Source organism: Crassaminicella thermophila (assembly GCF_008152325.1).
Taxonomy (GTDB): domain Bacteria; phylum Bacillota; class Clostridia; order Peptostreptococcales; family Thermotaleaceae; genus Crassaminicella_A; species Crassaminicella_A thermophila.
Map to the genome: position 1 here is coordinate 2,707,261 of NZ_CP042243.1, position 24,405 is coordinate 2,731,665.

The 24,405-nt window shown below is 31.7% G+C and carries 16 protein-coding genes and 1 pseudogene; 4 read left to right on the forward strand and 13 right to left on the reverse strand.

What is annotated here, in order from left to right:
* Nucleotides 1–37: 37 nt before the first annotated feature.
* From glpX (FQB35_RS13720) to FQB35_RS13765, 10 genes and pseudogenes are all read right to left on the reverse strand, one after another.
* Entirely contained in the window at nucleotides 38–1,006 is a 969-nt protein-coding gene (gene glpX / locus FQB35_RS13720; RefSeq protein WP_148810416.1) for a class II fructose-bisphosphatase, read from the reverse strand.
* 13 nt (nucleotides 1,007–1,019) lie between these two features.
* Nucleotides 1,020–2,015 (reverse strand): class II fructose-bisphosphatase, encoded by a 996-nt coding sequence (glpX, locus tag FQB35_RS13725; RefSeq protein WP_148810417.1) that lies wholly within the window; start codon nucleotides 2,013–2,015, stop codon nucleotides 1,020–1,022.
* Nucleotides 2,016–2,091: 76 nt separating this feature from the next.
* Complete coding sequence (gene fsa / locus FQB35_RS13730) at nucleotides 2,092–2,730, reverse strand: fructose-6-phosphate aldolase (protein ID WP_148810418.1); 639 nt, start codon at nucleotides 2,728–2,730, stop codon at nucleotides 2,092–2,094.
* Between the two features lie 508 nt (nucleotides 2,731–3,238).
* Nucleotides 3,239–4,092 (reverse strand): annotated as a pseudogene (kce, locus tag FQB35_RS13735) (3-keto-5-aminohexanoate cleavage enzyme).
* 28 nt (nucleotides 4,093–4,120) lie between these two features.
* On the reverse strand, nucleotides 4,121–4,510 hold the full coding sequence (gene kal / locus FQB35_RS13740) for a 3-aminobutyryl-CoA ammonia lyase (protein WP_148810419.1): 390 nt from the start codon (nucleotides 4,508–4,510) through the stop codon (nucleotides 4,121–4,123).
* 374 nt (nucleotides 4,511–4,884) lie between these two features.
* Nucleotides 4,885–7,005, reverse strand: coding sequence for an S-layer homology domain-containing protein (locus FQB35_RS13745; RefSeq protein ID WP_148810420.1), 2,121 nt, complete (start codon nucleotides 7,003–7,005; stop codon nucleotides 4,885–4,887).
* A 171-nt stretch (nucleotides 7,006–7,176) separates the two neighbouring features.
* Nucleotides 7,177–8,709, reverse strand: coding sequence for a stalk domain-containing protein (locus FQB35_RS13750; protein ID WP_148810421.1), 1,533 nt, complete (start codon nucleotides 8,707–8,709; stop codon nucleotides 7,177–7,179).
* 230 nt (nucleotides 8,710–8,939) lie between these two features.
* Nucleotides 8,940–11,300, reverse strand: a complete 2,361-nt coding sequence (locus FQB35_RS13755; RefSeq protein WP_148810422.1) for a copper amine oxidase N-terminal domain-containing protein — start codon at nucleotides 11,298–11,300, stop codon at nucleotides 8,940–8,942.
* 424 nt (nucleotides 11,301–11,724) lie between these two features.
* Entirely contained in the window at nucleotides 11,725–12,666 is a 942-nt protein-coding gene (locus FQB35_RS13760; protein WP_148810423.1) for an ATP-binding protein, read from the reverse strand.
* 121 nt (nucleotides 12,667–12,787) lie between these two features.
* Complete coding sequence (locus FQB35_RS13765; protein WP_148810424.1) at nucleotides 12,788–14,851, reverse strand: copper amine oxidase N-terminal domain-containing protein; 2,064 nt, start codon at nucleotides 14,849–14,851, stop codon at nucleotides 12,788–12,790.
* 263 nt (nucleotides 14,852–15,114) lie between these two features.
* Here FQB35_RS13765 and FQB35_RS13770 point away from each other — a divergent pair, with 263 nt between their 5' ends.
* The 4 genes from FQB35_RS13770 to FQB35_RS13785 all read left to right on the forward strand — a co-directional run bounded on the left by FQB35_RS13770 (nucleotide 15,115) and on the right by FQB35_RS13785 (nucleotide 19,309).
* Nucleotides 15,115–15,978: a decaprenyl-phosphate phosphoribosyltransferase gene (locus FQB35_RS13770; RefSeq protein ID WP_148810425.1), complete on the forward strand. Its 864-nt coding sequence runs from the start codon at nucleotides 15,115–15,117 to the stop codon at nucleotides 15,976–15,978.
* A gap of 12 nt (nucleotides 15,979–15,990) precedes the next feature.
* Nucleotides 15,991–16,944, forward strand: coding sequence for a lysylphosphatidylglycerol synthase transmembrane domain-containing protein (locus tag FQB35_RS13775; RefSeq protein ID WP_148810426.1), 954 nt, complete (start codon nucleotides 15,991–15,993; stop codon nucleotides 16,942–16,944).
* 3 nt (nucleotides 16,945–16,947) lie between these two features.
* On the forward strand, nucleotides 16,948–18,045 hold the full coding sequence (locus FQB35_RS13780; RefSeq protein WP_231701806.1) for a DUF362 domain-containing protein: 1,098 nt from the start codon (nucleotides 16,948–16,950) through the stop codon (nucleotides 18,043–18,045).
* Nucleotides 18,046–18,124: 79 nt separating this feature from the next.
* On the forward strand, nucleotides 18,125–19,309 hold the full coding sequence (locus tag FQB35_RS13785; protein WP_148810427.1) for an ABC1 kinase family protein: 1,185 nt from the start codon (nucleotides 18,125–18,127) through the stop codon (nucleotides 19,307–19,309).
* A gap of 44 nt (nucleotides 19,310–19,353) precedes the next feature.
* Here the strand turns inward: FQB35_RS13785 and FQB35_RS13790 are convergent, their stop codons facing one another.
* From FQB35_RS13790 to FQB35_RS13800, 3 genes are all read right to left on the reverse strand, one after another.
* Complete coding sequence (locus FQB35_RS13790; protein WP_148810428.1) at nucleotides 19,354–20,706, reverse strand: ArnT family glycosyltransferase; 1,353 nt, start codon at nucleotides 20,704–20,706, stop codon at nucleotides 19,354–19,356.
* Between the two features lie 66 nt (nucleotides 20,707–20,772).
* On the reverse strand, nucleotides 20,773–22,374 hold the full coding sequence (locus FQB35_RS13795; RefSeq protein WP_148810429.1) for a CTP synthase: 1,602 nt from the start codon (nucleotides 22,372–22,374) through the stop codon (nucleotides 20,773–20,775).
* 541 nt (nucleotides 22,375–22,915) lie between these two features.
* Nucleotides 22,916–24,403, reverse strand: a complete 1,488-nt coding sequence (locus tag FQB35_RS13800) for an S-layer homology domain-containing protein (protein WP_148810430.1) — start codon at nucleotides 24,401–24,403, stop codon at nucleotides 22,916–22,918.
* Nucleotides 24,404–24,405: the final 2 nt, after the last annotated feature.

Here is a 24,405-nt window from a genome sequence, read left to right on the forward strand (position 1 = left end):
ATGGCGCAATTTTTATTGTCAAGACCTTTCTAATATTTTACTTTGCATATTCAGGCTTTTGATCTAATTTATGAATTGCTTCAATAAATCTAATAGTGCCTGTTTCTGCTCTCATAACAACAGAATGAGTAATTGCCATATTGTTTCCATAATAAGTAACCCCTTTTAATAAATCTCCATCAGATATTCCTGTAGCAGCAAAAAATACTTCGTTTCCTTTTACCAAATCATCCATTCGTAGTATTTTGTCGCAGTCAACACCCATTTTTTTGCATCTTTCTCTTTCTTCTTCCTCGTAAGGTACTAACTTTCCTTGGAATTCTCCACCTAGACATTTTATTGCTGCTGCTGCAATAACTCCTTCTGGGGCTCCTCCTATACCAAGCATAACATCTATTCCTCTATCTTCAAAGCAAGTAGCAATAGCAGCAGCCACATCTCCTTCTTTGAATAGCTTAATTCTTACGCCTAGTTCTCTACAATCTTTTATAATTCCTTCATGTCTTTCTCTATCTAACATAGTAACAGTCAAATCTGTAATGTTTTTATTTAGTGCCTTAGCAATATTTACTAAATTCTCTTTTACAGATGCATTTAAATCAATTACTCCCTTCGCCTTAGGACCTACTGCAATTTTATCCATATACATATCTGGTGCATTAAGTAAATGTCCCTCTGGTGCTACAGCTACAACTGCTACAGCATTCGGAAGACCTTTAGCAACACAGTTAGTTCCATCAACTGGATCTACTGCAATATCTACCTTTGAACATCCATCTCCTGCTTTTCCAATTTTTTCTCCAATATAAAGCATAGGTGCTTCATCCATCTCACCTTCACCTATTACTACAGTACCATCAATGTTTAATGTATCCAGCATACTTCTCATACCATCTACCGCTGCTTGATCTGCAATATTTTTATCTCCTCTTCCCATATATTTTGCTGCACCTAGTGCTGCTGCCTCCGTAACCCTCGCTAAATTGAGCGCCAAATTCCTATCCATAAAAAGATCCCCCTTATTTATGTTTTGCTAATGTCTCCTTCAAAATATCATTTTTATCTAGCCTATGAACAGCATCAACAAATCTTATAGTTCCTGTTTTTGACCTCATTACAACCGATTGGGTTCTTGCCCTGTTGTTTTCTAAATACGTTACTCCCTTTAACAGCTCTCCATCCGATACCCCAGTAGCTACGAATAAAACATCATTAGACTTCACCAAATCATCTAAAGTAAGTACTTTATCAACATTTTCCTTGTCCCAACCTAATGCTTCACATCTTTCCATTTCTTCATCTGACATTGGATTTAGTTTTCCTTGCATCTCTCCGCCCATACATTTGATTGCTGCAGCAGCAATAACACCTTCTGGAGCTCCTCCGATGCCCATAAATATATCAACTCCAGTATCCTCAAAGCAAGTAGCAATAGCAGCAGCCACATCCCCATCACTAAATAATTTTATTCTACACCCTACTCTTCTTATTTCTCTGATTAAATCATAATGTCTAGGTCTATCTTGAATAATAACAGTTACATCATTTATATCTTTATTTAATGCTTTTGCAACTGCCTTTAAATTTTTTTCAACAGGACCGTCTATGTCAATAAGCCCTTTTGCTTTTGGCCCTACTGCAATTTTTTTCATATATGTATCTGGTGCATGTAGCAAAGTTCCCTTTGGCGCCATGGCAATAACAGCAATAGCGTTTGGCAATCCCTTTGCAATCAAGTTCGTCCCTTCAAGAGGATCTACAGCAATATCTACTTCTTTATCATCAGGTCTACATGTACCTACTTCTTCCCCAATATAGAGCATTGGTGCTTCATCTAACTCTCCTTCTCCAATGACAACAGTTCCTTTAATAGATACAGCAGAGAAAGCCTTTCTCATACCATCTACTGCTGCTTGATCTGCAGCATCCTTTTCTCCCCTACCCATATATCTTCCACATGCTAATGCAGCCGTTTCTGTTACTCTTACAAGCTCTAAAGCCAGATTTCTATCCATTTTTTTACCTCCATTTTTTATATCTGCTATCTTTTTATCCTTATATGTACCATACTATTATAACATATATTATATACTATCTACTATTCCAATCAGCCTTAAACTTCTCTATTCCTTTATCTGTCAATGGATGCTGAAGCATTTGCTTAAATACTTTATAAGGAATAGTAGCAATGTCTGCACCTGCAAGAGCTGACTCCATCACATGAGCTGTATGTCTGATACTTGCTGAAATAATTTCTGTAGATATTCCATGGATATCAAAAACGTTTACAATATCTCTAATTAAGTCCATTCCAGGATTTCCTATATCATCCATTCTTCCTACGAAAGGACTGACAAAGCTTGCCCCTGCTCTTGCTGCAAGCAATGCTTGATTTGCTGAAAATACCAAAGTTACATTAGTTTTAATTCCTTTTTTAGAAAGCTCACTCACTGCTTTTAATCCTTCAGCTGTCATTGGGATCTTAATTACTATATTTTTATGTAATTTTGCTAACTCTTCTGCCTCTTGAATCATCTCTGGTGCTGTATCCCCCATTACCTCAGCACTAATCGGTCCATCCACAAGAGCTGTAATTTCTTTTAATACTTCTTCAAAGTTTCTTCCTTCCTTTGCAATTAAAGTTGGGTTAGTTGTTACACCTGCAAGTACGCCCCAAGTACTTATTTCCCTTATTTCATCTACATTGGCAGTATCAATAAATAATTTCAATTTTATTCCTCCCCTTATTTTTTTCTATATTATATTATATACAAAAGCCTTCTATGTTAAAAGAAAGAAATATAAAAGATAGCTCATTCCTGATAACTTTTGAAAAAAAAGTTATCAAAGTCATTCACTTATCTTTTTATATTTCTTTTTAAAGTTATATCTATATATAAATATAAAAACAGACTGTAGACAAAATAGAATTATTATGAATGAAAAATAAAAGCGAATAATTTCAAATTTTTAGTAAAGAAAACTTGATGAAGAATTTCAGGAAAATCCGTAGGCTTAGCATGGATGCTAAGCCAGCATCCTACAAGACAGGACGTCTTGATTAGGTGCGTTAGGATTTTTCGAAATTATGAAACTTAGTTTTCTCTAAAAATTTGTTCATGAGCGTTATTTTTCAATTCATTGATAAATATAACTTTTTCAACAAGCTCAGATATAAAAAGACCTCTTTTTAATAGAATTTCTATTAAAAAGAGGTCTTTTTTATAATTGAAAATAATTATCTTATATTTAATGGTTTTAATCCTAATATTTCTCTAGCCTCAGCTGGAGTAGCAATTTCTCTTCCTAGTTCTTTTGCAATTCTAACAACCTTTTCAACAAACTCTCCATTGTTTTTTCCTAATACACCTTTTTCGATGTAAATATTGTCTTCAAAGCCTACTCTTACATGCCCTCCCATAGCAATTGCTATTGCTGCCATTGGGAATTGATTTTTTCCAATACCAGCAACTGTCCATGTAGAACCGGCTGGAATACTGTCTACCATAAATGCCAAATCTCTTGCTGTAGCTGACATTTGAACACCTAGTACAAAATCAAAATGCATTGGTGCTTTAATATATCCTTTTTTGTGCATTCTAATCGCAATATCGATCATACCTTTGTCAAACACTTCGATTTCAGGTTTTACTCCTCTTTCAATCATTATTTGACCAAAGTTTTTGATAGTATTGTCTGTATTGATGAATACTTCATCTCCACCAAAGTTGCAGGTCCCGCAATCTAGTGTCGCCATCTCTGGAGCTTTTAAGCCTATAGCTGGTTCTTCAACTTCTGTAGATTGAAGTCTTTCCATATCTGTCATACCAACTGCTCCACCTGTCGAAGGCTGTATGATTACATCAGGACAAAGCTTTCTAATCGCATCGATACATTCTTTAAATCTATTTTTTTGTCTTGTGTCGGTGTACCATCATCATTACGTACATGAAGATGAATAATACTTGCTCCTGCTTTATAAGCTGATTCTGCTTCTCTCGCAATTTCTTCTACTGTATACGGAATATTTGGATTGTGTTCTTTTGTAACCTCTGCTCCACATATAGCAGCCGTAATAATTAGTTTTTCCATCTTGCGCTTCACCCCTTAAAAATAATTTTTACTTTCTTTGACAATCTTTTGGTGTCACACAAGTTCCGATTGCTGTAGCAACAACAATTGGTTCTTCTAATACATCAGCTGCTGAAGCACTAATGTCTTTTCTTGAAGTAACAACTTTTCTTGCTTCAAACTTCATTTTTCTTGAAGTATTTCCTTCTTTTATGATTTCTCCAACTACTTCAATATAATCTCCTGCATAAACTGGTGCTAAGAATTTTACTTCTTCATATCCTGCAAAAAGACCTTCATCTCCGTCTCTCATGATTAGTAGCTCTGTAGCAACATCTCCGAATAAATGTAGCATATGTGCTCCATCTACTAATTCTCCACCGTAATGTGCATCTTTTGCACTCATTCTTACTCTTAACATTGTTTTTATTGTTTCCATTCTAATTCCTCCCGATATCTTTATTTTCATAAAGATATTGAAAGCCTAAAAATATACCTTTTACCTATGCCTATATCATTATACCATTAAAAACAATTTTTTGACAATGTATATAAATAAATAACATCACCCTTTTAATAAAGAAATATATAAAAGATAAGTGAATGACTTTGATAACTTTTGTGAGTAAAAAAACTTACTGAAATTACATGAAAAAATACGTTAAGAACCTTCATTGTTTGAACAAATGTGAGTTTTGAAGGTTTAGTATTTTTTCATGTAATGAAGTTTAGTTTTTTCAAAAGTTATCTGGAATGAACATATCTTTATATTTCTTTTTAAAGTTTAATATCTATGATAAACAACATAATCCTTTACTTAATCTGAATTATCCTATTTGCAACAAACATATCATCTTCAAAATGTCCATCAATTAGTACCTCATCATCTTCATCTAAGTTTCTAAGTCTGATTTCTTTTCCTTCTGTTGAAATAATCTTAGTATCGTCTGTTATAAGAACAGATATAGTTTTATAATCCTTATCATATTTATCGAAATATTTTACTCTTAATTGATCATAATCATCATAAACTCTTACAATCTCTCCTGTAATCATATCCTTACTAGAAATTTTGTCTGCATCTATTCTATAAACCTTACCATTATCAATGCGAAGCTCTACTTCATAATGGATATCTAAATCCTTTAAAGTATACTTGTCTCCTTTATCGTCATCATCATCTCCATCAATTCGAACCTCTACTCCTTTTGAAATATAATAAGTAACAGTTTCCTTATCATCATCATTTACTATTGTAATAGTAGAAGGATCCCCAATAGTAATCTGTTTTATCACTCCCTCTACCTTACTTTTTCTATCAGTACGAGCAATAGCTTCAATATCAGTAACTTTTCCATATTTCATTTTAAATGTAACAATATCGCCTTTTTCTAATTCATCTAAATATGCATTGCTTCCATCACGTTCAACATCTGCATCCTCATCAATTTCAAATTCTTTTACCTCTCCATCATTCATTCTCACCTTTAAAATAAGCCCATCTCTAAACAATACTGAAGATTCTAATATTCCATTATACGTTCTTTCTTTTTCGTATATCTCTATTTCAATAGCTCTATCTCCTATGTGTTTTATATATACTTCCATACCTTCCATTAATTTATTAGGCTTTACTTCATCGTCATCATATTCAATTTTAGTATCTTCATTTATTCTTAATTCTTTTTTAATTATCAAATTCTCTTTATCACGAACAGTCAATATGTAAACGTCATCTTCTATCTCTTTTAAACTCACAACACGTCCTTCCATACTTGTAACAGTGTTGTCTACTAAAACCTTGTCAAGCTCTCCCTTTTTATCAAAAACAAGCTTGATTTCATCTCCTTTATTCAAATCATCAACGTGCTTTGACCTTCCATTGATTTTAATAGATACCCCTTTTAGTTTATAAACTTCTATATTCCCTTTATCATCTTTTACAACAATCATTTTTGTATCTTCATCTACATAATCAATTATTCTTTTTTTCTCGCTAGGTATAGAAATATCCTCTGATGGAGTTTTACTATTTTTTACTTCAATTTCTGTCAACTCTCCATTACTTTTAAAAGTCAATTTTACACTATCTCTTACAGATAAATCACTAATAGTTATGGATTTTTCATCTTTTTTAATAGATGTATTTTTTAGTGTATAAGCTTTTTTATCTCCTTTTGTATCTTTCACAATAATCATTTTTGCATCTTTAGAAACATACTCTATAGTTCCTTCTAAATATTTAGATACTACTGGTACGATTGGCTCCTTGATTAATAAATCATAAGTCTTTGAGCACATAGTAGCCATTACTGCACGATTTATAATACTATTTGGATTAAATTTTCTTTCATTATCACCACTTACAATACCTTTTTTCTCTAAAAGATCTACATAAGGAAGAGCTGCACTTATAATAAGCTCCGCATCAACAAAGTCAAGAACAGGAAGTGGATCTAACTGATCCTTCATGTCTAAAGCCTTTCCTATAAATACCGCTACATCTACTTTTTTTGCATAAGCTTGTTTTCCATTTTTCACAAATACCTTTATCTCATCTGGATGCAAAATACCGTACTCAAGTCCATATGCTATAGGCTCATATGCCCAGCTTGGTATTTTATTTTTCGCTAATGTTGTCTTATATTTTGCCACAAGACCTGTTGTATCTTTTAGTTTATTTGCTGCTTTTAAAGTATTATAAAGCATAGTCATAGCTTCTACGTAGGATACTGGATTATTTGGTTTGAATGAAACCTTTAAGGTTTTATCATCAAAATATCCATTTATAATCTTCTTATCAGCCATTTTTGCAATATAGTCCTTTGCCCAATGAGTACTAGGAACATCTGAAAAATTTACTGCTGCAAAGCTAGCTATTGTACTCATAAGCATCATAAGTATTATAAGCATACAACTTATTTTTCTTTTCATTTTATTTTATTTCCTCCTTTATCTACATTTTCTATCCAATTTCGCATTTCGTTTATGTATATTCTATAAATTGGTTTAAAATCCTTTTATATCTCGTAAATGTAATAAAATAGTAATATAAGCCCAAAAGACAACCTATATTGGTTGGCTTTTGGGCTTATAACTGCATTTTTATTTTAGACTACTAAAAGCTAGCCAAGGCTTTTCATATAAAGTTGCTTTATCATTATAGTTCATAACAATTTCATCTAACTGCTTTTTCAATTCTTCAACTTTAAAGCTTGCAGCCTTTACTTCTAATTCAATAGCATTTCCAACTTCAAAATTTAATTTTACTACATTTAGATCATCTTCTGCCTTTTCTAATGCAATTTTAGTACTTTCATATTGCTTTTTCAGAGTTTCCAAACCCGTATGCAATTTTCTTAGATTTTCTTCATAGGCTTGCTTTAGGTTCGAAAGATCAATATCTAAAGTTTTTCTATCTATTTTAGTTGCTTCATAATCCCCATCATAATTGAATACAAATAAGTCTAACCCCAATTGAGCTAAATCTATTTTCTTTTCTAATGCCCATATCTGTGGACTTTTGTTGATCATAGTCGGAATATGAGAATCTATATCTAAATCTACCTCCGGTATTTGATCAAACACTATTTGACCTTCCAAAGTATATCTTTCATCTGGATTTAAACCTACTAAATAATTCAATGCTTCATAAGCCATGTCTAATGCCTTTTGGCTCATTTCATACTTTTTCTTAGCTTCTTCATATTCTCTTTTGGCTTTATTTTTTTCATATTCACTAGCCATGTTCTGCTCATATCTTAAATTTGTATGACGCATCATCTCACGTTTGATTTCTAATCCTAGTTCTGCTAGTTTTTTATTATTTTCACTTTTTAATACATCATAATAAGCGTTTTTTAAATCATAAGCAATTTTTTCTTTCATTGTTTCTACATCTTTTTCAGCTTTTTCTAAAGCAAATCGTTGAGCTTTCAAATTCCTATAAACCAAATGTTTTTTTCCAGCTACATCTGGGTCTGAAGTCATCTCTCTAGGAATCGTATTTGTCCTTTTAAACTTATCTGTTGCATCATCTTCCAACTCTTCTGCCTTTTCTACAAGCATTTCAGCTTTCTTTAAATCCTTACTACTTTTTAAAGCTTTCTCTAATAACTGGTCATAATTATAGTCCCAAGTAACTTTTTCTTCCTTTTGTTCGACTAAATTATTCTCTGTTAAAACAGTAACCGTTCTTGCTATACTATTCCACTTAATCTCAATATCAAGGGCCTTTGCTATATAGCTTACTGGAAGCATAGTTCTTCCATTTACTATTTCTGGTGCTACATCCATAATAATTCTTTGCCCATCTTTTATTAAAGTGTTGTTTCCAATACTCATTTGAATAATGCTATTTTCTTTAAATATAGTAACAGTTTTACTAGCTCCATCCCACGTAATATCCTTTGAAGCTACACCTATTACTTCTCCTACGTATCTTACTGGCAACATAGTCCTGCCATTTTTTATATATGGTGCAATATCTATATCCTTAATAGTATCTCCTACTTGATATTTTGCTTGCCCTATTGTAAATACTACTTCATTTAAGGATTTCTCAGCTGCTAAAGCAGTACTGCTAAGTAATGTAAATATTGATAGTCCTATTCCAATTTTTTTTATTGCACTATGCATTAGTCCATCCCCTTTCTCTATCAATTATACCACAGTAACTAGCTATTAATTCTTAATTTTTTATAAATATTTAATGAATATAAATTCATTTATTTTAAGTATAATCTTCTTTACATTAAAGGTCAACCCTTTTTAGCAGATATATTCAAAAAGAGGCAGGCATTCTAGAGAATACCTACCTCAATTAAAAAAGGGAGATCCATAAAGGATCATCCCTTTTTATAAGCTTATTACTTAATAGTAACTGTTCTTGTAGCTCCGTCCCACTCAACTTGTGCTCCAAGAGCCTTAGCTACGAAGCTTACTGGAAGCATAGTTCTTCCATCTTTGATTTCTGCTACTGTATCCATAGTGATTGTAGCTCCACCAACCATTAATTTGTTGCTTCCGATTTGTACTTGAGCAATTCTATCTCCTTTGAAGATAGTAACTGTTCTAGTAGCTCCATCCCACATGATGTTTTCATTAGATACTCCCATAGCTTCTGCAACGTATCTTAATGATAACATTGTTCTACCATCTTTGATGTATGGAGCAACGTCAGCAGTCTTAACTTCATCTCCAACTTGGTACTCAGCATTTCCGATTACGAATTTTGCTGGCTCAGCAGCTTTAGTGTCTGCATCAGCTGGAGTGATTACGTTAGCTACTTCTACTTTTGCATAGTAATCTTCATTAAATAGACCATAGTAATCTAATAAATCTGATTTTGAAAGTTTTTCACTAGTAGTACCATCATTATATTTTAATTCAACTTCTTTATCATATCCGTTTTGGATTAATGCGTCGCCTTTAACTTCTACATCAATTCTTCCTTCAGCAATAGATCTGTCTACTTTTACTTCACCATTTGTAATTTCAATCACAGATGGCTCTGTACTTTCATCTGTCACTTCAATAGTTAAGATGTTATCTTTTACATCAATATCATCTTCTTCAATTTCTAAGTCACCTTTTACTACTTTAACTGTAGGCTCATCGTCCCATTCCATATCTTTGTCTAATTCTAATACGATATTGCCTTCTTGGATTGCTCCTGCTTTAGCTTCTGTAATTGTAATTTTACCAATTTCTTGGTCTCTTACTCCAGCTTTTATCTTAGCAACTTCTGCTTCAACTTTTACTGGTGCAATAGCTTTTCCTAATACTACTTCATATTCATCATCTAGAGCTTTTCCAGATACTTTAGCAGTGATGTCTCCAGACTTTCCTGCTTCTACAGATACGTAGAATTCTAATCCTACTTTGATTTTTCCATTTGGATTATTTACTTCGAATTCATAAACATTTTCATCGATTTCTTCTTTAACGATTTTATCTCCTTCATCTTCAGATCTTTCAACACCTAGAATTTTTACCCAACTTGGGAATTCAACTACAACAGTCTTGTCATGTGTCCAAGAACCGTCTACTTTTTCTTCAATGATTAATTTTTGTAATTCATGTTCTTCATCAGTTGTTAAAGATTCTAATTGAGTATTTCCACTTACTAATTCCTTAGTAGTTGCTGTGAATTCATTATTATTATTTAATGCACCTTCAAATCTTCCTGAGAAGATTTCTTCTGCATCTCCATCAGCTTTTACTTCTACTTTGTATTCAGCATATTCACCAAGCTCTAACTTAGTACGCTTGATTTCGTTCATATCTGAAGAAACTGTTACATATACTTTTCCTTCTTTAGCATCTCTTGTTGGTCTTACTTGCAATCCAGTAATTTCAATATTACCAATAACACCATTGTCACTTAATAATGCATAACCTTTAGATGCACCATTTTTAGTACCATGTACATAAATTTTTAATTCATTGTCATCTAATTCATAGTTAGCAGCTACACTATTGATTGCTACTTCATTAATTAAATCTCCACCGATTTTAGCATTATTATCTAATATCCATTTAAAATCTTTATCTAAAGTTAATTTAATATATTTTTCTCCGATATCACTTAACTTAAATGTACCGATTGCGTTTTCTTCAATTACGATATTTTCAATTAGCTTAGTAGTTGAGAAAGTCACTGTATCTTCTATCTCTACAGTTGTATCTCCACTTTTACCTTCTGCAAAAATTTCTGTAGTTTCAGTAATTAATCCACTCTTAGATTCAATACTTACTTTACCAACCTCTCCATCCATTTCAACCCACATAGGAATTCTAACTACTATATCTTCATGGATTGGATTAGTTACTACAGTTCCATTTTCTGTAGCTTTAAGAGTTAATATAATTCTAGAATCAGATTTTCTTTCTACTGTTGCATCTACACCATATACAACTCCAGAAACTGTTACTGTTTCAGTTGCACTTTCGATTGCTGTTGCTAAATCAGAATTGAAAGTATTTATACCTTCATCTCCATCATCTAACCAATCTGCACCTTCTAATTTTAATTCGATTTTTTCTGTGCTACCCCAGTCTCCACCATCATTTTCAATTTTCAACTCTGGTGCTGCAGCTTTTAATTTTGCATCGTCTTTCACTTTTACTTTTCCTGACACACCATTGTCAGAACCAGCAAAAGCACTCATTGGCACTAATGAAATCATTAACGCTAGCACCAATAATAAAGAAAGTTTTTTCTTCATTATACTTTTCCTCCTTTTATTTTTTAAGTTTTTAATGTTAAGGATATGCCCTTTGGGTCATTATCCTTTGTAATCACACTATCTCTAATGTGATTACAAAGAATAATGTCCTTAGAATACATTACCGATTATATCAATGTTTTCTTTCATAGTCAATATTTTCTATTTTTCTGTAATATAAGTGTAACATAAATCATTTTTTCAAATTTGTATAATCATTTCATATATAGGTAGTTTTTTCTAAGTGCTAATCATATTATATAGAAAATAAGAATAAATTACCATTACAGAAATGTTACAAATCTTTACGTGTTTTTTACAAAAAGATGATAATCAAGCTAATAAAAAGAATATCCCTCTGGGGTTATTTTCCTGGAGGGATTATTTGTCTACAAACTAATCTGAGTATTTTAAAACACTCAGATTATAATGAAACTAATATTAAATCATCTCTATTTTTAGATACTTCAATTAATTGATCAATAAATCCTGATTTAGAAAATAGTATATAGTGTTCTTTTCTAGTATCTTTATTCAAGTTTATATATTTAGCTTTTTCAACTAGCTTATAGAATATATTTGCATCTACTTTAGTGTTTAGGTACTTGCATTCTCCTATTAAAATGTCTTTAGTATCTTCATTTATACCTACAATATCAATTTCATTTGAACTATCCCACCATTTACCTAACTTTAAAACTTTAAAATTAAGTTTATTTTGTTTATTTAAATTCCAAACTTCTTCTTTGCATACCTCTTCAAAAACAAAGCTTACATGATTATCTATAAAATTATCTTTTATTTTTTTAATAACATATTCACTATCTTCAATTTCTATATAGCTTCTATATGGATAAATGAATTTAAACCAAAACTCAATGAAATTATCTTTTATATAATAAAGACCTTTTTTGCTTTTTTCAGGATTACTTTCTGTTATTGGAACTATTCGGTCTACTAAATCAAGATCTATTAGTATTTTTAAATATCTAGTTAAACTCGTTTGATTAACTCCAAGTACACTTGCTATTTTACCTAGCTTATGATTACCTGCAGCTATAGTTTTTATTATAGAAAAGTATGTTCCAATATCTCCAACTTCCTGCTCAAGTAAAAATATAGGTTCTTCGTATAAAAAGCTTTGTTTATTTATTATATTTTTTTCAATAGAATCAAATATATTTTCTTCTTCTTTGAAAATCTCTATATACTTAGGAACTCCACCAGTTACAGAAAAGTATTCTATGAGCTCTGATTTTGATTTTTCTTTGAAAAATTCACCATAATGATTAAAGCTAATTTGCTTCATTTTTATTTGTCCTGTTCTTCTTCCATAAAGAGGAGAAGAATAAGATATTGTATTCATTATTTAAAAATTCTAGTTCGCTATTTCTATTTATGAATTTAGTTGACATTATATATCACCTCATAAAAGAATAAAAAATAGATAGAGCCAATTGGCTCTATCTATTTTTTATTGGATTTATTTACTTGATTGTTACTGTTCTAGTAGCTCCGTCCCACTCAACTTCTGCACCTAGTGCTTGTGCAACGAATCTTACTGGTAACATTGTTCTTCCATCTTTGATTACTGCTACAGTGTCCATAGGAACAACTGCACCGTTTACGAATAATTTGTTAGATCCGATTTGTACTTGAGCAATTCTATCTCCTTTGAAGATAGTAACTGTTCTAGTAGTTCCATCCCACATAATGTTTTCATCAGATACACCAACAGCTTCTGCAACGTATCTTAATGATAACATTGTTCTTCCATCTGTAATGTATGGTGCAACATCAGCAGTTCTTACTTCATCTCCAACTTGGTACTCAGCTTTACCGATTACGAATTTTGCTGGAGCAGCAGCTTTTGTATCGTCATCTGCTGGAGTAATTACGTTTGCTACTTCGATTTCTGCATAGTAGTCATTATCGAATTGATCATCTGCGTCTCCATCATTTTGATATAATGCATCTCCTTTTACTTCTGCAAGGATTGCACCTTCAGCGATTGATCTGTCTACTTTTACTTTAGCATCTTTGATTACGATTGTAGATGCTTCATCACTTGTATTATCTACTTCTATTTCTAATGTATATCCATTGTCTAATACATCAACATCATCAATTTCTAAGTCACCTTTTGTTACTTCTACTGTAGGTTCTCCATCAAACTCTAAATCTTTGTCTAATTCTACTACTATTTTTCCTTCTTGGATTGCTTCAGCATCTGTTTCAGTAATTGTAATTGTACCGATTTCTTGATTTCTTACACCTGCTTTTAATTTTGCAGTGTCAACTTTTACTTCTACTGGAGCAATTGCTTTTCCTAATACTACTTCATAGTCTTTTTCTAATCCTCTAGATTCAACTTTTGCTTCGATATCTCCAGATTTTCCTGCTTCTACAGATACATAGAATGTTAATTCTACTTTTTTATCTGTAGCTTTTGTGATTTCGAATTCAAATACATTTTCATCGATTTCTACATCTGTGATTGCATCTCCTGTTGAATCATAAGCTCTGATTTTTACCCATTCTGGGAATTCAACGTATACTGTTCTTCCATCTACTAAAGAGCCAGCTACATTTTCTTCAATGATTAACTTTTGTAATTCATGTGCTTCATCTTTTGCACTTTCATATCTGCCTGAGAAGATTTCTAAAGCATCTCCATCAGCTTTTACTTCAACATCATACTCTGCATATTTTCCTACTTCTAATTTTGTTGTTTCGATTTCGCTTACATTAGAAGAAACTTTTACATATACTGTTCCTTCATCTGCATCTCTTGTAGGGTTTACTTTTAATCCACTGATTGTGATATCTCCTAAGTAAGATACGTTCTTAAGAGCATCTTCTACATCAATTTTGATTGTGTAGTCATTTACTTCTGTTACAGCACTCTTATCTAAAGTACCGTTGATTAAATCTCCAGTTACTTGGATTGCATCGTAATCAAATTCAAAATCTTTGTCTAATGTTAATTTGATGTACTTTAATCCACTTTCGTATACTGTTCCTACAACAGTTTCTTCGATTTCAATGTTTTCCATATCTGCTTTATCTGCAAATGTGATTGTATCTTCGATTGTTACTAAAGTATTTCCATCTGTAACCTTTGCAAATGTATAAGTACCTTCAGTTACTGCTCCAGACTTAGATGTAACTTCTACTTTAGCCGCTCCGTTGTCTACAAAGTCTACATCTAATGTAACTTTAACAACAGTACCTTTTGCTGCATTTGTTACTGTTAATACAGCTTTTGTATCTGATTTTCTTTCTACTGCTACAGAACCAGTTCCTTCAACAGTAGCTGTTATAGTGTCTTTCCACTCAGCATTGTCTAATGTTAATTCAATTACTTCTTTAGCTGCCCAGTCTCCACCATCATTTTCGATTTTTAATACTGGTGCATCAGCTCCTAAATCTGCGTCTTCTTTTACTGTGATTACTTTTGTTAGACTGTTATCAGATCCAGCAAAAGCACTCATTGGTACTAATGAAATCATTAATGCTAGTACCAATAATAGAGAAAGTTTTCTCTTCATTTAAAATACCTCCTTTAAATTTTGTTGATTTTTGTCGAAGTTTGTAACTCTTTGTTACATGTTGATTATATAAATTCTACTTTTATAAATCAATGCATTTAACGGTTCTGTAATATTAGTAAATTATTCCTGCTAGTAATTTAGCCACTTTGAGGGGTTTTGAGATAGATATGTTACAAGGATATTACATACTTTTGTCATGAATAATGTGTTAAAATATTGGTATTGCAGATACGATTTTTTCTAATGAAAGGAGTTTTTCTATGGAGATACTATTTGGTCTTGTAAAAACTATGCGACCAAAGCAGTGGACAAAAAATTTACTACTGTTTGCCGCTATATTGTTTTCAAATAATCTGTTTAATTTTTATCTGCTCAAATTGAGCATTGCAGGATTTATGCTATTTTGTATGATTTCTGGAAATGTTTATATACTAAACGATCTTGTAGATAAGGAAAAGGATAAATTACATCCTAAGAAATGTATGCGACCTATCCCTTCTGGAGAAGTAAGTATAGGACAAGCTATTGTTTTTTTGTTTATCAGTGTTTTGTCTTCATTTTATATGTCGTATAAAATCGGTTTTTTATTCTTTTTAGTAGGTCTTATTTATTTTTTATGGGTTACCTTATATTCATTTGTACTTAAGCATGTTGTCATACTAGATGTGATGAGTATATCAATAGGTTTTGTTCTAAGGGCTGTTGCAGGAGCTGTACTTATAGGGGTTAGGATTTCTCCATGGCTATTATTATGTACGTTTTTATTATCTTTATTTTTGGCACTTCATAAAAGAAAAAGCGAGATGGAATTAATCCTTAGTGGAAATAAAACATCTCGAAAAATATTAGAAGAATATACTCCTGAGCTTTTAAATGATATGCTTCATATAGTAACATCATCAACAGTAATGGCTTATGCTTTATATACCTTTACAGCAAGTCACTCAATCTATATGATGGCAACTATTCCTTTTGTAATCTATGGAATCTTTAGATATCAGTATATTATCCATAAGAAAGGCCTTGGAGAAAATCCAGAATTGGTACTCTTAAGCGACAAGCCATTGATTATTGATATTCTTCTATGGGCATTTTGCTGCACCATTATACTTTATTTTATTTAAGGAGGTTTTCACTTGGATTTTTATAAAATAAAGAAGGGGCTTTTTATATCTTTAATTATTGGAATTATAGTTTTTGCAGGTTTGTCGATTTATTCTGATATAAATGATTTGATAAATGTATTTGTAGCTTTTAAATATCACTATATTCCTTTAATACTCTTATTAGCTCCACTAAATTATTTTTTTCGCTATATAAAGTGGACTTATTATTTAAACTTAATCAATGTAAAAATAAATAAAAAGGATAATTTATTTATTTTTTTAAGCGGATTATGTATGACCATAACTCCAGGTAAGCTTGGAGAGCTTTTAAAGTCTTATTTATTAAAAGAAAAAGCAAATGTTCCTATAAGCAGCACAGCACCATTAGTTATGGGAGAAAGACTTACAGATGGAATAAGTATGCTAATTTTAGCTAGTATCGGTTCTTTGGCCTATAATTATGGAAGGAAAATATTAATCTTTGTTCTTTTAGGTATGCTTCTTTTTATAATTGTGGTACAATCTCCTAAAATCATGTATTCTGTATTACGTTTTTTAAACCGAATACCTTTTTTAAGAAGGTTTGGTCCTGCAATAAAAAACTTTTATGATAATGCTTATATAATCCTAAAGTTAAAACCTTTACTTTTTGCTATAAGCATTGGCGTAGTTTCATGGTTTTTTGAAGGTTTGGTCATATACCTTACAGGAAAAGCTTTAGAAGCTAATATATCATTATTAGCCTCTGTATTTACAGTTTCCTTTTCTTCTATTGTAGGGGCAATATCTATGATGCCTGGAGGACTTTTTGCTACAGAAGGAAGTATTATGGGACTGCTTTTAATGATGGGCCTTAACAAGGATATGGCCGTTGCAACAACAATTATAACAAGGTTTTCAACCCTTTGGCTGGGAGTTTGTATTGGATTATTTGGATTGGCTAAAACTAGTAGATCAATAGAAAAACGCTATAAAATGAGGTGATAAATGATGAAGAAAAAAGCAAAGGTAGTAGTTTTAAAAACAAAACCTGAAACTGTTTTAGAAGATTATATAAAGTTGATGGAAATGGCAGAATTTCAAAAGTATCTACCAAAGAATAAAACAACAATTTTAAAAGATAATATCTCTTGGCATTTCCCATATTTGAGTGCTAATACAACCCCTTGGCAGCTAGAAGGGGTTATTCAAGGTCTTAGAAAGCACGGCTACAAAGATGTAAGCTGCGTTCAAAATAATACTGTTGTAACAGATCCTTTTAAAGGAGAAAAGTTAAATAAGTATGTGCCAATACTTAAAAAGTATGATATACCTACTTTATTTAACTTTAGAGAAAGTGACATGAAGTGGATAACATATAAACCAAAGGCTGAAATGTTAGCACTAGATCAAATATTTAAAAAGGGTATAAAAATTCCTGATTACTTCTTTGATAAAAATATTTTACATCTCCCTACTATGAAATGCCATATATATACAACTACAACAGGAGCTATGAAAAATGCTTTTGGAGGACTATTAAGCTCTAAAAGGCACTATACTCACAGCGTAATTCATGAAACATTGGTCGATTTATTAGCAATCCAAAAGGAAATTCACAGTGGAATATTTGCTGTTATGGATGGTACTGTTGCTGGAAATGGACCAGGCCCTAGGACTATGCTTCCTATTGAAAAGGATTATATACTAGCAAGTGATGACCAAGTAGCAATTGATGCAGTAGCAGCAAAAATGATGGGCTTTGATCCATATAATGAATTAAAATATGTAAAGCTTGCCCACGATAGAGGGCTTGGAATCGGAAAGATTGAAGAAATCGAAATCATTGGTGAAGATATCTCAAAGGAAAACTGGAAGTTTAAAGTAGGGGATAATTTTGCTTCAAAGGTAGGCGACTTTATTTGGTTTGGTCCTTTAAGAAGAATTCAGGATCTTTTCTTTAAAACTCCTTTGGTAAATTTATTTGTATTTGGTTCATTCTTCTATCATGACTACATTTGGTGGCCTGATAAAGGAAAAAGACGTATGGCAAAGCTAAGAAAAGAGAGTAAGTGGGCTGAGCTTTTTGATCAGTATGAAGAGTAAATATTAGCAAAAATAACGTTCATTTCGCTAATATTTTTCCTTAAAAAATAAAGAAATACAATCATAGAAAGGTGATTAGATGAAGTTAAAAAGAAAGTATAAGCTACTAAAATTCCTTTTTAATATAATGAAGGAAAACACAAATAATAAAGAAAAGTTGTTTGAAATATTAGCGAGTATGAAGGGGATTCCTCAAAAATATGGTCAGTTTTTGTATTTGAAGGATCAAAGAAAATATAAAGCTTTTGAAAAGCTGTTAGATGAAGGAACGCCTCACATAAGCTCTAGACTTTATGAAAAAGCTTTAAAGCTTACAAATCATGAAATCAATCTTTATAAAAATCCTATTGCTTCTGCTTCTATTGGACAAGTTTATGCAGGAACATTAAAAGATACAGAAGTTATTGTAAAGATTCAATACCCAAAAGTAAAAGAAGAGCTTGAACATGATTGGAAATTTTTAAAAAGAATGATTAACCTTTTATTTGGTTTTTTTCGCTTTCCTGAGGAAAGCAAACATTTTCTTGTGGATTATTTGAATGAATTTGAAAAAACTGTGGAAAAAGAAACGAATTATTCCACAGAGATGGATAACGCATTAACATTTCAGAATATATTTAAAGCATATCCATTTATTAAGATTCCAAAGGTTTATGATAAATATACAAAAGAAAACCTATTAGTAGAAGAAAAATGCTTAGGTATTCCTTTAAATGAATTTCTTAAAAATGCATCAGAAGAAGATAAAAGAGTGGTACTTGAGCATATATTATTTTTCTACTTTCATTCATTTTTTAATCATCAAGTTCTTCATGGAGATCCACATAGTGGAAATTTCTTTGTAAAAAAAGAAAATCAAAATATTATACTAGAAGTAATCGATTATGGATGTGTTAAATACTTTGAAAAAAGTTTTGTTGATAATTTCAAAACACTAATTTTTCGTCTAAGAAATGAAGATTATAAAGAACTTTATGCAAATTTAATACAATTAGGCTTTAAAAAAGATGACATAGCTGCTTATGGAAATGCTTTCATTCCAATCCTAAATATTTTGTTTGAACCTTTTCTTGTAGATGAAGCTTTTGATTTTAAATACTGGAAACTCACTTATAAACTAAATACTTTAATGGGGTCTAAAGTTTTTGAAAAAACTATCTCACTACCAAAGGATTTATTGCTTGTATTTAGAGTTTTTCACGGCTTCATTTCTCATGTATATACATTAAATGATCCATCTTTTAATGTGTATAAATTTGTATGACAGGGGACGGTTCTTTGTCATGCGTGACAAAGAACCGTCCCCTGTCACTCTGCTTTTACCCCTTTTCGAATCATATCTAAACAAAGTGCTGTACTGATCGCAAATAAAAAGAGTACAGGAAAATTATATCTAGGCTGTCCTTCATATACAAAATATACAGCTATAAAGAATGCACTATTTAAAGTAGGAATAATTATTTCATTTTTAAGCTTAACTTCCTTTTTAAAAAATCCTAAAATAATATTTACTACATTTAAAGTAATATATATAAATCCAAAACTACTTAACACATAAATAAGTATATCTCTCATAGCTCTGACAAAGTTTTTATGTCTTAAATAAGTAATCTTTTGATCTTTATTCCACACTTTATATTTTTCCTCGACTGGTCTTTGATCATTTTGTGCCCAAGCATCAATATCCCATGTCCCACTAAAGAAAGTACTCTTTAATCTGATAAAGCCAAGCCTTAAAAATTCCATTGGATTTTCTTTAATCCACTCCTTTGCTTTTGGCTTAAATATAACTTCTAATTCATGGGCAACTTTTTCACTTCTTCTTCCGTCCTGTAAAATTTCATTTATTTTTTTTCTAAAAGTTTCTGATGCATAAACATCTTTTATAGGCATCCATGCACCATTTGCATTATAAGGATTGTTGTTTAGATAAAATACATAGCCAGAATTATAAGATACAGGAATGAATCTACCAAATTTTTTATAATTTCTATAAGTCCAAGGAGCAATCACCCCAGTCATTAGAATCATAACACTTAAAAACAGTATTATCACCCTTTTTAAGTCCTTTTCCCTTAACCACAATGTAGAAGCAGCTATGACTGGATACGCCATAAAAAATGGCTTTGTAAGAGCCGCACCACCAACAAATAACCCTAATAAAGGATATCTTACTCTATTGTCAAATGAATATGCTTGCAAAAGGATAATAACAGAAAAAAGAAAGGTAATAAATACTTCTGTACCAATTACATTTGTATAAGCAATATAATTAGGAAGTAATGCCACAATGGTATAAGCTGTATAAATAACAAATTTACGCTTTGTAAGCTTTATTAATATAAAATAAGTACAAATCAATGTAAGCATTGATAACCATACATTAAAGCGTTTAGCAATAATTTCATCCGGCTTACCAACTATTTTATATAAAGTCCCTAATGCAACTGGATATCCCATCCCTTGAAATGCAACAGGCTCTCCATTTAATGTATGACCTGCACCCCAGAAAATATTAGTAGCAATCTCTTGGTATGTTTTAAAATCAAATATAGGAAATGTAGGTACATTGTTAATCCACCATAACCGAAGGTATAAGGCTACTAAAAATATCCCTACAACATAGGCAATCTCCATATACTTTTTAAATCTTTTACTCATCCTTTTTATCTCCTTTTTAAAAACTTTAAAGCCGAGCATAAGCTCGGCAATTTTAGTATATCCATATTATTTATGATTTTCAAGTGATGCTTTTACAAAATCCCTAAATAAAGGATGTGCCTTTGTAGGTCTTGATTTAAACTCTGGATGGAATTGTCCTGCTACAAACCATGGGTGATCTGGCACCTCTACAATTTCAACCAATCTTTCATCTGGTGAAATACCACTAATGACAAGCCCTTTATTTGTTAATTCCTCTCTAAATTGATTATTAAACTCATATCTATGTCTATGTCTTTCATAAACTAAATCTTCTACATAAGCTTTTTCTGCTTTTGTTCCCTCATATATCTTACATGGGTAAACCCCTAGTCTCATAGTTCCTCCCATATCTTCCACATCTTTTTGATCTGGCATAAGATCAATAACAGGATATGGTGTTTCAGGATCTAATTCTGAACTGTGTGCACCCTTTAACCCTACAACGTTTCTTGCAAACTCTATAACTGCTAGCTGCATACCTAAGCATATTCCTAAGAAAGGTACTTTATTTTCCCTTGCGTACTTAATAGCTGTAATCTTTCCTTCTATACCACGATCACCAAATCCGCCTGGTACTAATATACCATCTACATCTTTTAAATAATCCTCTACATTCTCTAATGTAACATCTTCAGAATGAATCCAGTCAATTTCAACTTTCGCATCATTTGCAATTCCTGCATGCTTTAATGCCTCTGCTACAGAAAGATACGCATCATGCAATTCAACATATTTTCCAACTAAAGCAATTTTTACCCTATGTTTTAAATTCTTTTCTTTTTCAACTATTGTTTTCCACTCTGTTAAATCTGGTGCACCACATTTTAAAGAAAGTCTTTCACAAACAATTTCTGCTAATCCTTCCTTCTCTAGCATAAGGGGTACTTCGTATAAAGTTTCTGCATCCATATTTTGAATAACATTTTTTCTATCCACATTACAAAACAAGCTTATTTTATCCTTTACTTCTTCTGTCATTGGCTTTTCTGCTCTACATACAATCGCATCTGGCAATATTCCAATTTCTCTAAGCTCTCTTACACTATGCTGCGTAGGCTTTGTTTTTACCTCTCCAGCTTTTCCTAGGAATGGAAGAAGGGTTAGATGAATATACATAACATTTTCCTTGCCTACATCATATTTTATTTGTCTAATAGCTTCTAGGAATGGCTGGCTTTCAATATCCCCAACAGTTCCTCCTATTTCTGTAATAACAACATCTGCATTTGTTTGATTTCCTGCTCTTAATATTCTTTCTTTTATTTCATTCGTAATATGAGGAATAACCTGTACAGTTCCCCCTAAGTACTCCCCTTTTCTTTCCTTCGTAATAACAGACCAGTAAATTTTTCCTGTCGTAACATTACTATATTTTCCAAGATTGATGTCTATAAATCTTTCATAGTGACCTAAATCTAAGTCTGTTTCTGCACCATCCTCTGTTACAAATACTTCTCCATGCTGATAAGGACTCATAGTTCCTGGGTCTATGTTGATATAAGGGTCAAATTTTTGAATAGTTACTTTTAATCCTCTTGCCTTTAACAATCTACCTAAAGATGCTGCGGTGATTCCTTTTCCTAAAGATGAAACAACTCCACCAGTGACGAAAATATATTTTGTCATGTGTAAATACTCCTTTCAATAAATAGGTTCGTAATTAGCCGTAAGTAAAAAATCTTCTTAATATAGTTTTACTATTTTAAGATTCTTCATTCAATATTTCACGCTCTCAAAAAAGAGTGAGGCCACCCCTACGGGTGACCTACCTGTATCCGTGTCATTTTTATGGCAGGGCACCCATTGTAGGGTGCTCGTTTTTTCTTTTATCATATAATAACTTGAATATTATATCTTATTCCATTATCTGAGTCAATAACATTTAAGATTTTTTTATCCTAACAAAAATACATCCTTAATAAATCTTATATTAAGGATGTATTTTTATAATATTTCACTTGGCAATCTTGAATTCTGCAATATTTGCCATATTATTTGCAGTAACAATTTCTACCATCGCAAGCTCTCTCTTTATAGACTTTATGTTACCTTCCATACTCTACACCTACCTATATCTCTTTCTTCCTAATTTTGTTATACTATAGTATGCAACTTATTAACAATACAAGTTATCTAAAATGAACTATCTTTATATTTCTTTAATTACTTAATTAAAATTTATAATATCTTCCCTATAATCCCTTTGTAAATCCTTTTGTAAAAACTCTAAAAACCTTACCAAAAGCTCTGATGCTTCTGCTCTTGTAATAAGTTTGTTTGGATTGATTCGATTATAGTCATCTGGCTGTATTAAATTGATTTCTCTTGCTATATAGATACTATCCTTTGCCCAGTTAGGAATCTCTCTGTCATCTGTAAATGTAGTGTAAAAGCCTGGAGCTGGTGCTTTGTAATCAAAGCCTAAAGCTTTTATTAATATAGTAACTGCTTGAGCCTTTGTTAGAGGTTTATTTGGAGCAAATAAATCTTCAGAAACCCCTGATATAATTCTTTTTTCTATTGCATCTTTTATATATTTGTAATTCTTATCCTCAACCTTTACATCCTTAAAAGGAGATACTTCTTTTGGTTTATTTCTTCTTCTTCGGCTTGTTTTCTTTTCTTCTTCTAATGAAGTTCTCATATTACATGCTTTCATAACTCCTTTTATAAATTCTACTCTCGTAAAAGGAATATCTGGTGAAAAAAATGTTGAATTTTCATCAAATACATCTAAAGAATATAATTTTTTAATATACTCCTCTGCCCAATGGCCCCCTATATCCTTAAATTTTGGAATAATAAGCCTTTCAACCTTTGGAACCATCTGTTTCATAAACTGTATACTTCCTATCTTTCTTCTCCTGTCATTGATTTCATTATCCTCAATTTTTGGTAGGTTATAGTCATAGCTCGTTACCATTTCACGATTTGTAACCCTTACATGACCTCCATAAAAGCTAGAAAAATTTGCTTTATTGTCAGAATACCTTAATGTCTTTGTCTTACTGTCTGAAACTCTTACCTTTACCGTTCCATTCCAAGACTTTGAAGATTCATCATCCTTTTCTATACTAGAAGTAATCCTATAATCTAGCAGCAGTGTTTCGGTACTACCCCAAAAGTTTTCATATCCAACATCTCCACCTGTAATATCTACGATTACTTCTCCTTCGTCTTTATTGATTTTGTAATATTTTCTTGCTTTTAAATTACCTGAGTAAAAATCAGAAGCAGGACGATTATCAATAAGATCAGACTGAGAAAGCTGATAATCTTCTAATTCATATTTATCTTTTCCTATTTTTAAAGTTTCTCTATATTTATCTATTACTGTTTGTCCTATGGTTTGCCCTTTGTCATTTCGTTTTGTATATGTAGTTACAAATGTAATCTTTCTATCTAACTTTGCATCTATTGACCTATCCTCTGGTGTTAATTTAAAGGTATAAGAAGTTGTCTTTTCATTCTCTTTTTCCCTTTCTGATACGGTCATTGTCCCATGAAACTTTATTGGTTCTCCTGTTAAGAAAACCACTTCTTCATATTCATACTCATTGTTTACTCCACCAGAAAATCCAGGAGGTGTAGCCCAAGCACTAGTGGGAATAAGTAGTAAGCTGATAATAAGCAAATTTACTATAAACTTTTTCAAGA

Coding starts and splice junctions, on each gene's coding strand:
- glpX (WP_148810416.1), bottom strand. CDS start 1,006: ATGGATAGGAATTTGGCGCTCAATTTAGCGAGGGTTACGGAGGCAGCA.
- glpX (WP_148810417.1), bottom strand. CDS start 2,015: ATGGATAGAAATCTGGCTTTAGAGCTTGTAAGAGTAACAGAAACGGCT.
- kal (WP_148810419.1), bottom strand. CDS start 4,510: ATGGAAACAATAAAAACAATGTTAAGAGTAAGAATGAGTGCAAAAGAT.
- FQB35_RS13745 (WP_148810420.1), bottom strand. CDS start 7,005: ATGAAAAGAAAAATAAGTTGTATGCTTATAATACTTATGATGCTTATG.
- FQB35_RS13750 (WP_148810421.1), bottom strand. CDS start 8,709: ATGCATAGTGCAATAAAAAAAATTGGAATAGGACTATCAATATTTACA.
- FQB35_RS13755 (WP_148810422.1), bottom strand. CDS start 11,300: ATGAAGAAAAAACTTTCTTTATTATTGGTGCTAGCGTTAATGATTTCA.
- FQB35_RS13760 (WP_148810423.1), bottom strand. CDS start 12,666: ATGAATACAATATCTTATTCTTCTCCTCTTTATGGAAGAAGAACAGGA.
- FQB35_RS13765 (WP_148810424.1), bottom strand. CDS start 14,851: ATGAAGAGAAAACTTTCTCTATTATTGGTACTAGCATTAATGATTTCA.
- FQB35_RS13770 (WP_148810425.1), top strand. CDS start 15,115: ATGGAGATACTATTTGGTCTTGTAAAAACTATGCGACCAAAGCAGTGG.
- FQB35_RS13780 (WP_231701806.1), top strand. CDS start 16,948: ATGATGAAGAAAAAAGCAAAGGTAGTAGTTTTAAAAACAAAACCTGAA.
- FQB35_RS13785 (WP_148810427.1), top strand. CDS start 18,125: ATGAAGTTAAAAAGAAAGTATAAGCTACTAAAATTCCTTTTTAATATA.
- FQB35_RS13790 (WP_148810428.1), bottom strand. CDS start 20,706: ATGAGTAAAAGATTTAAAAAGTATATGGAGATTGCCTATGTTGTAGGG.
- FQB35_RS13795 (WP_148810429.1), bottom strand. CDS start 22,374: ATGACAAAATATATTTTCGTCACTGGTGGAGTTGTTTCATCTTTAGGA.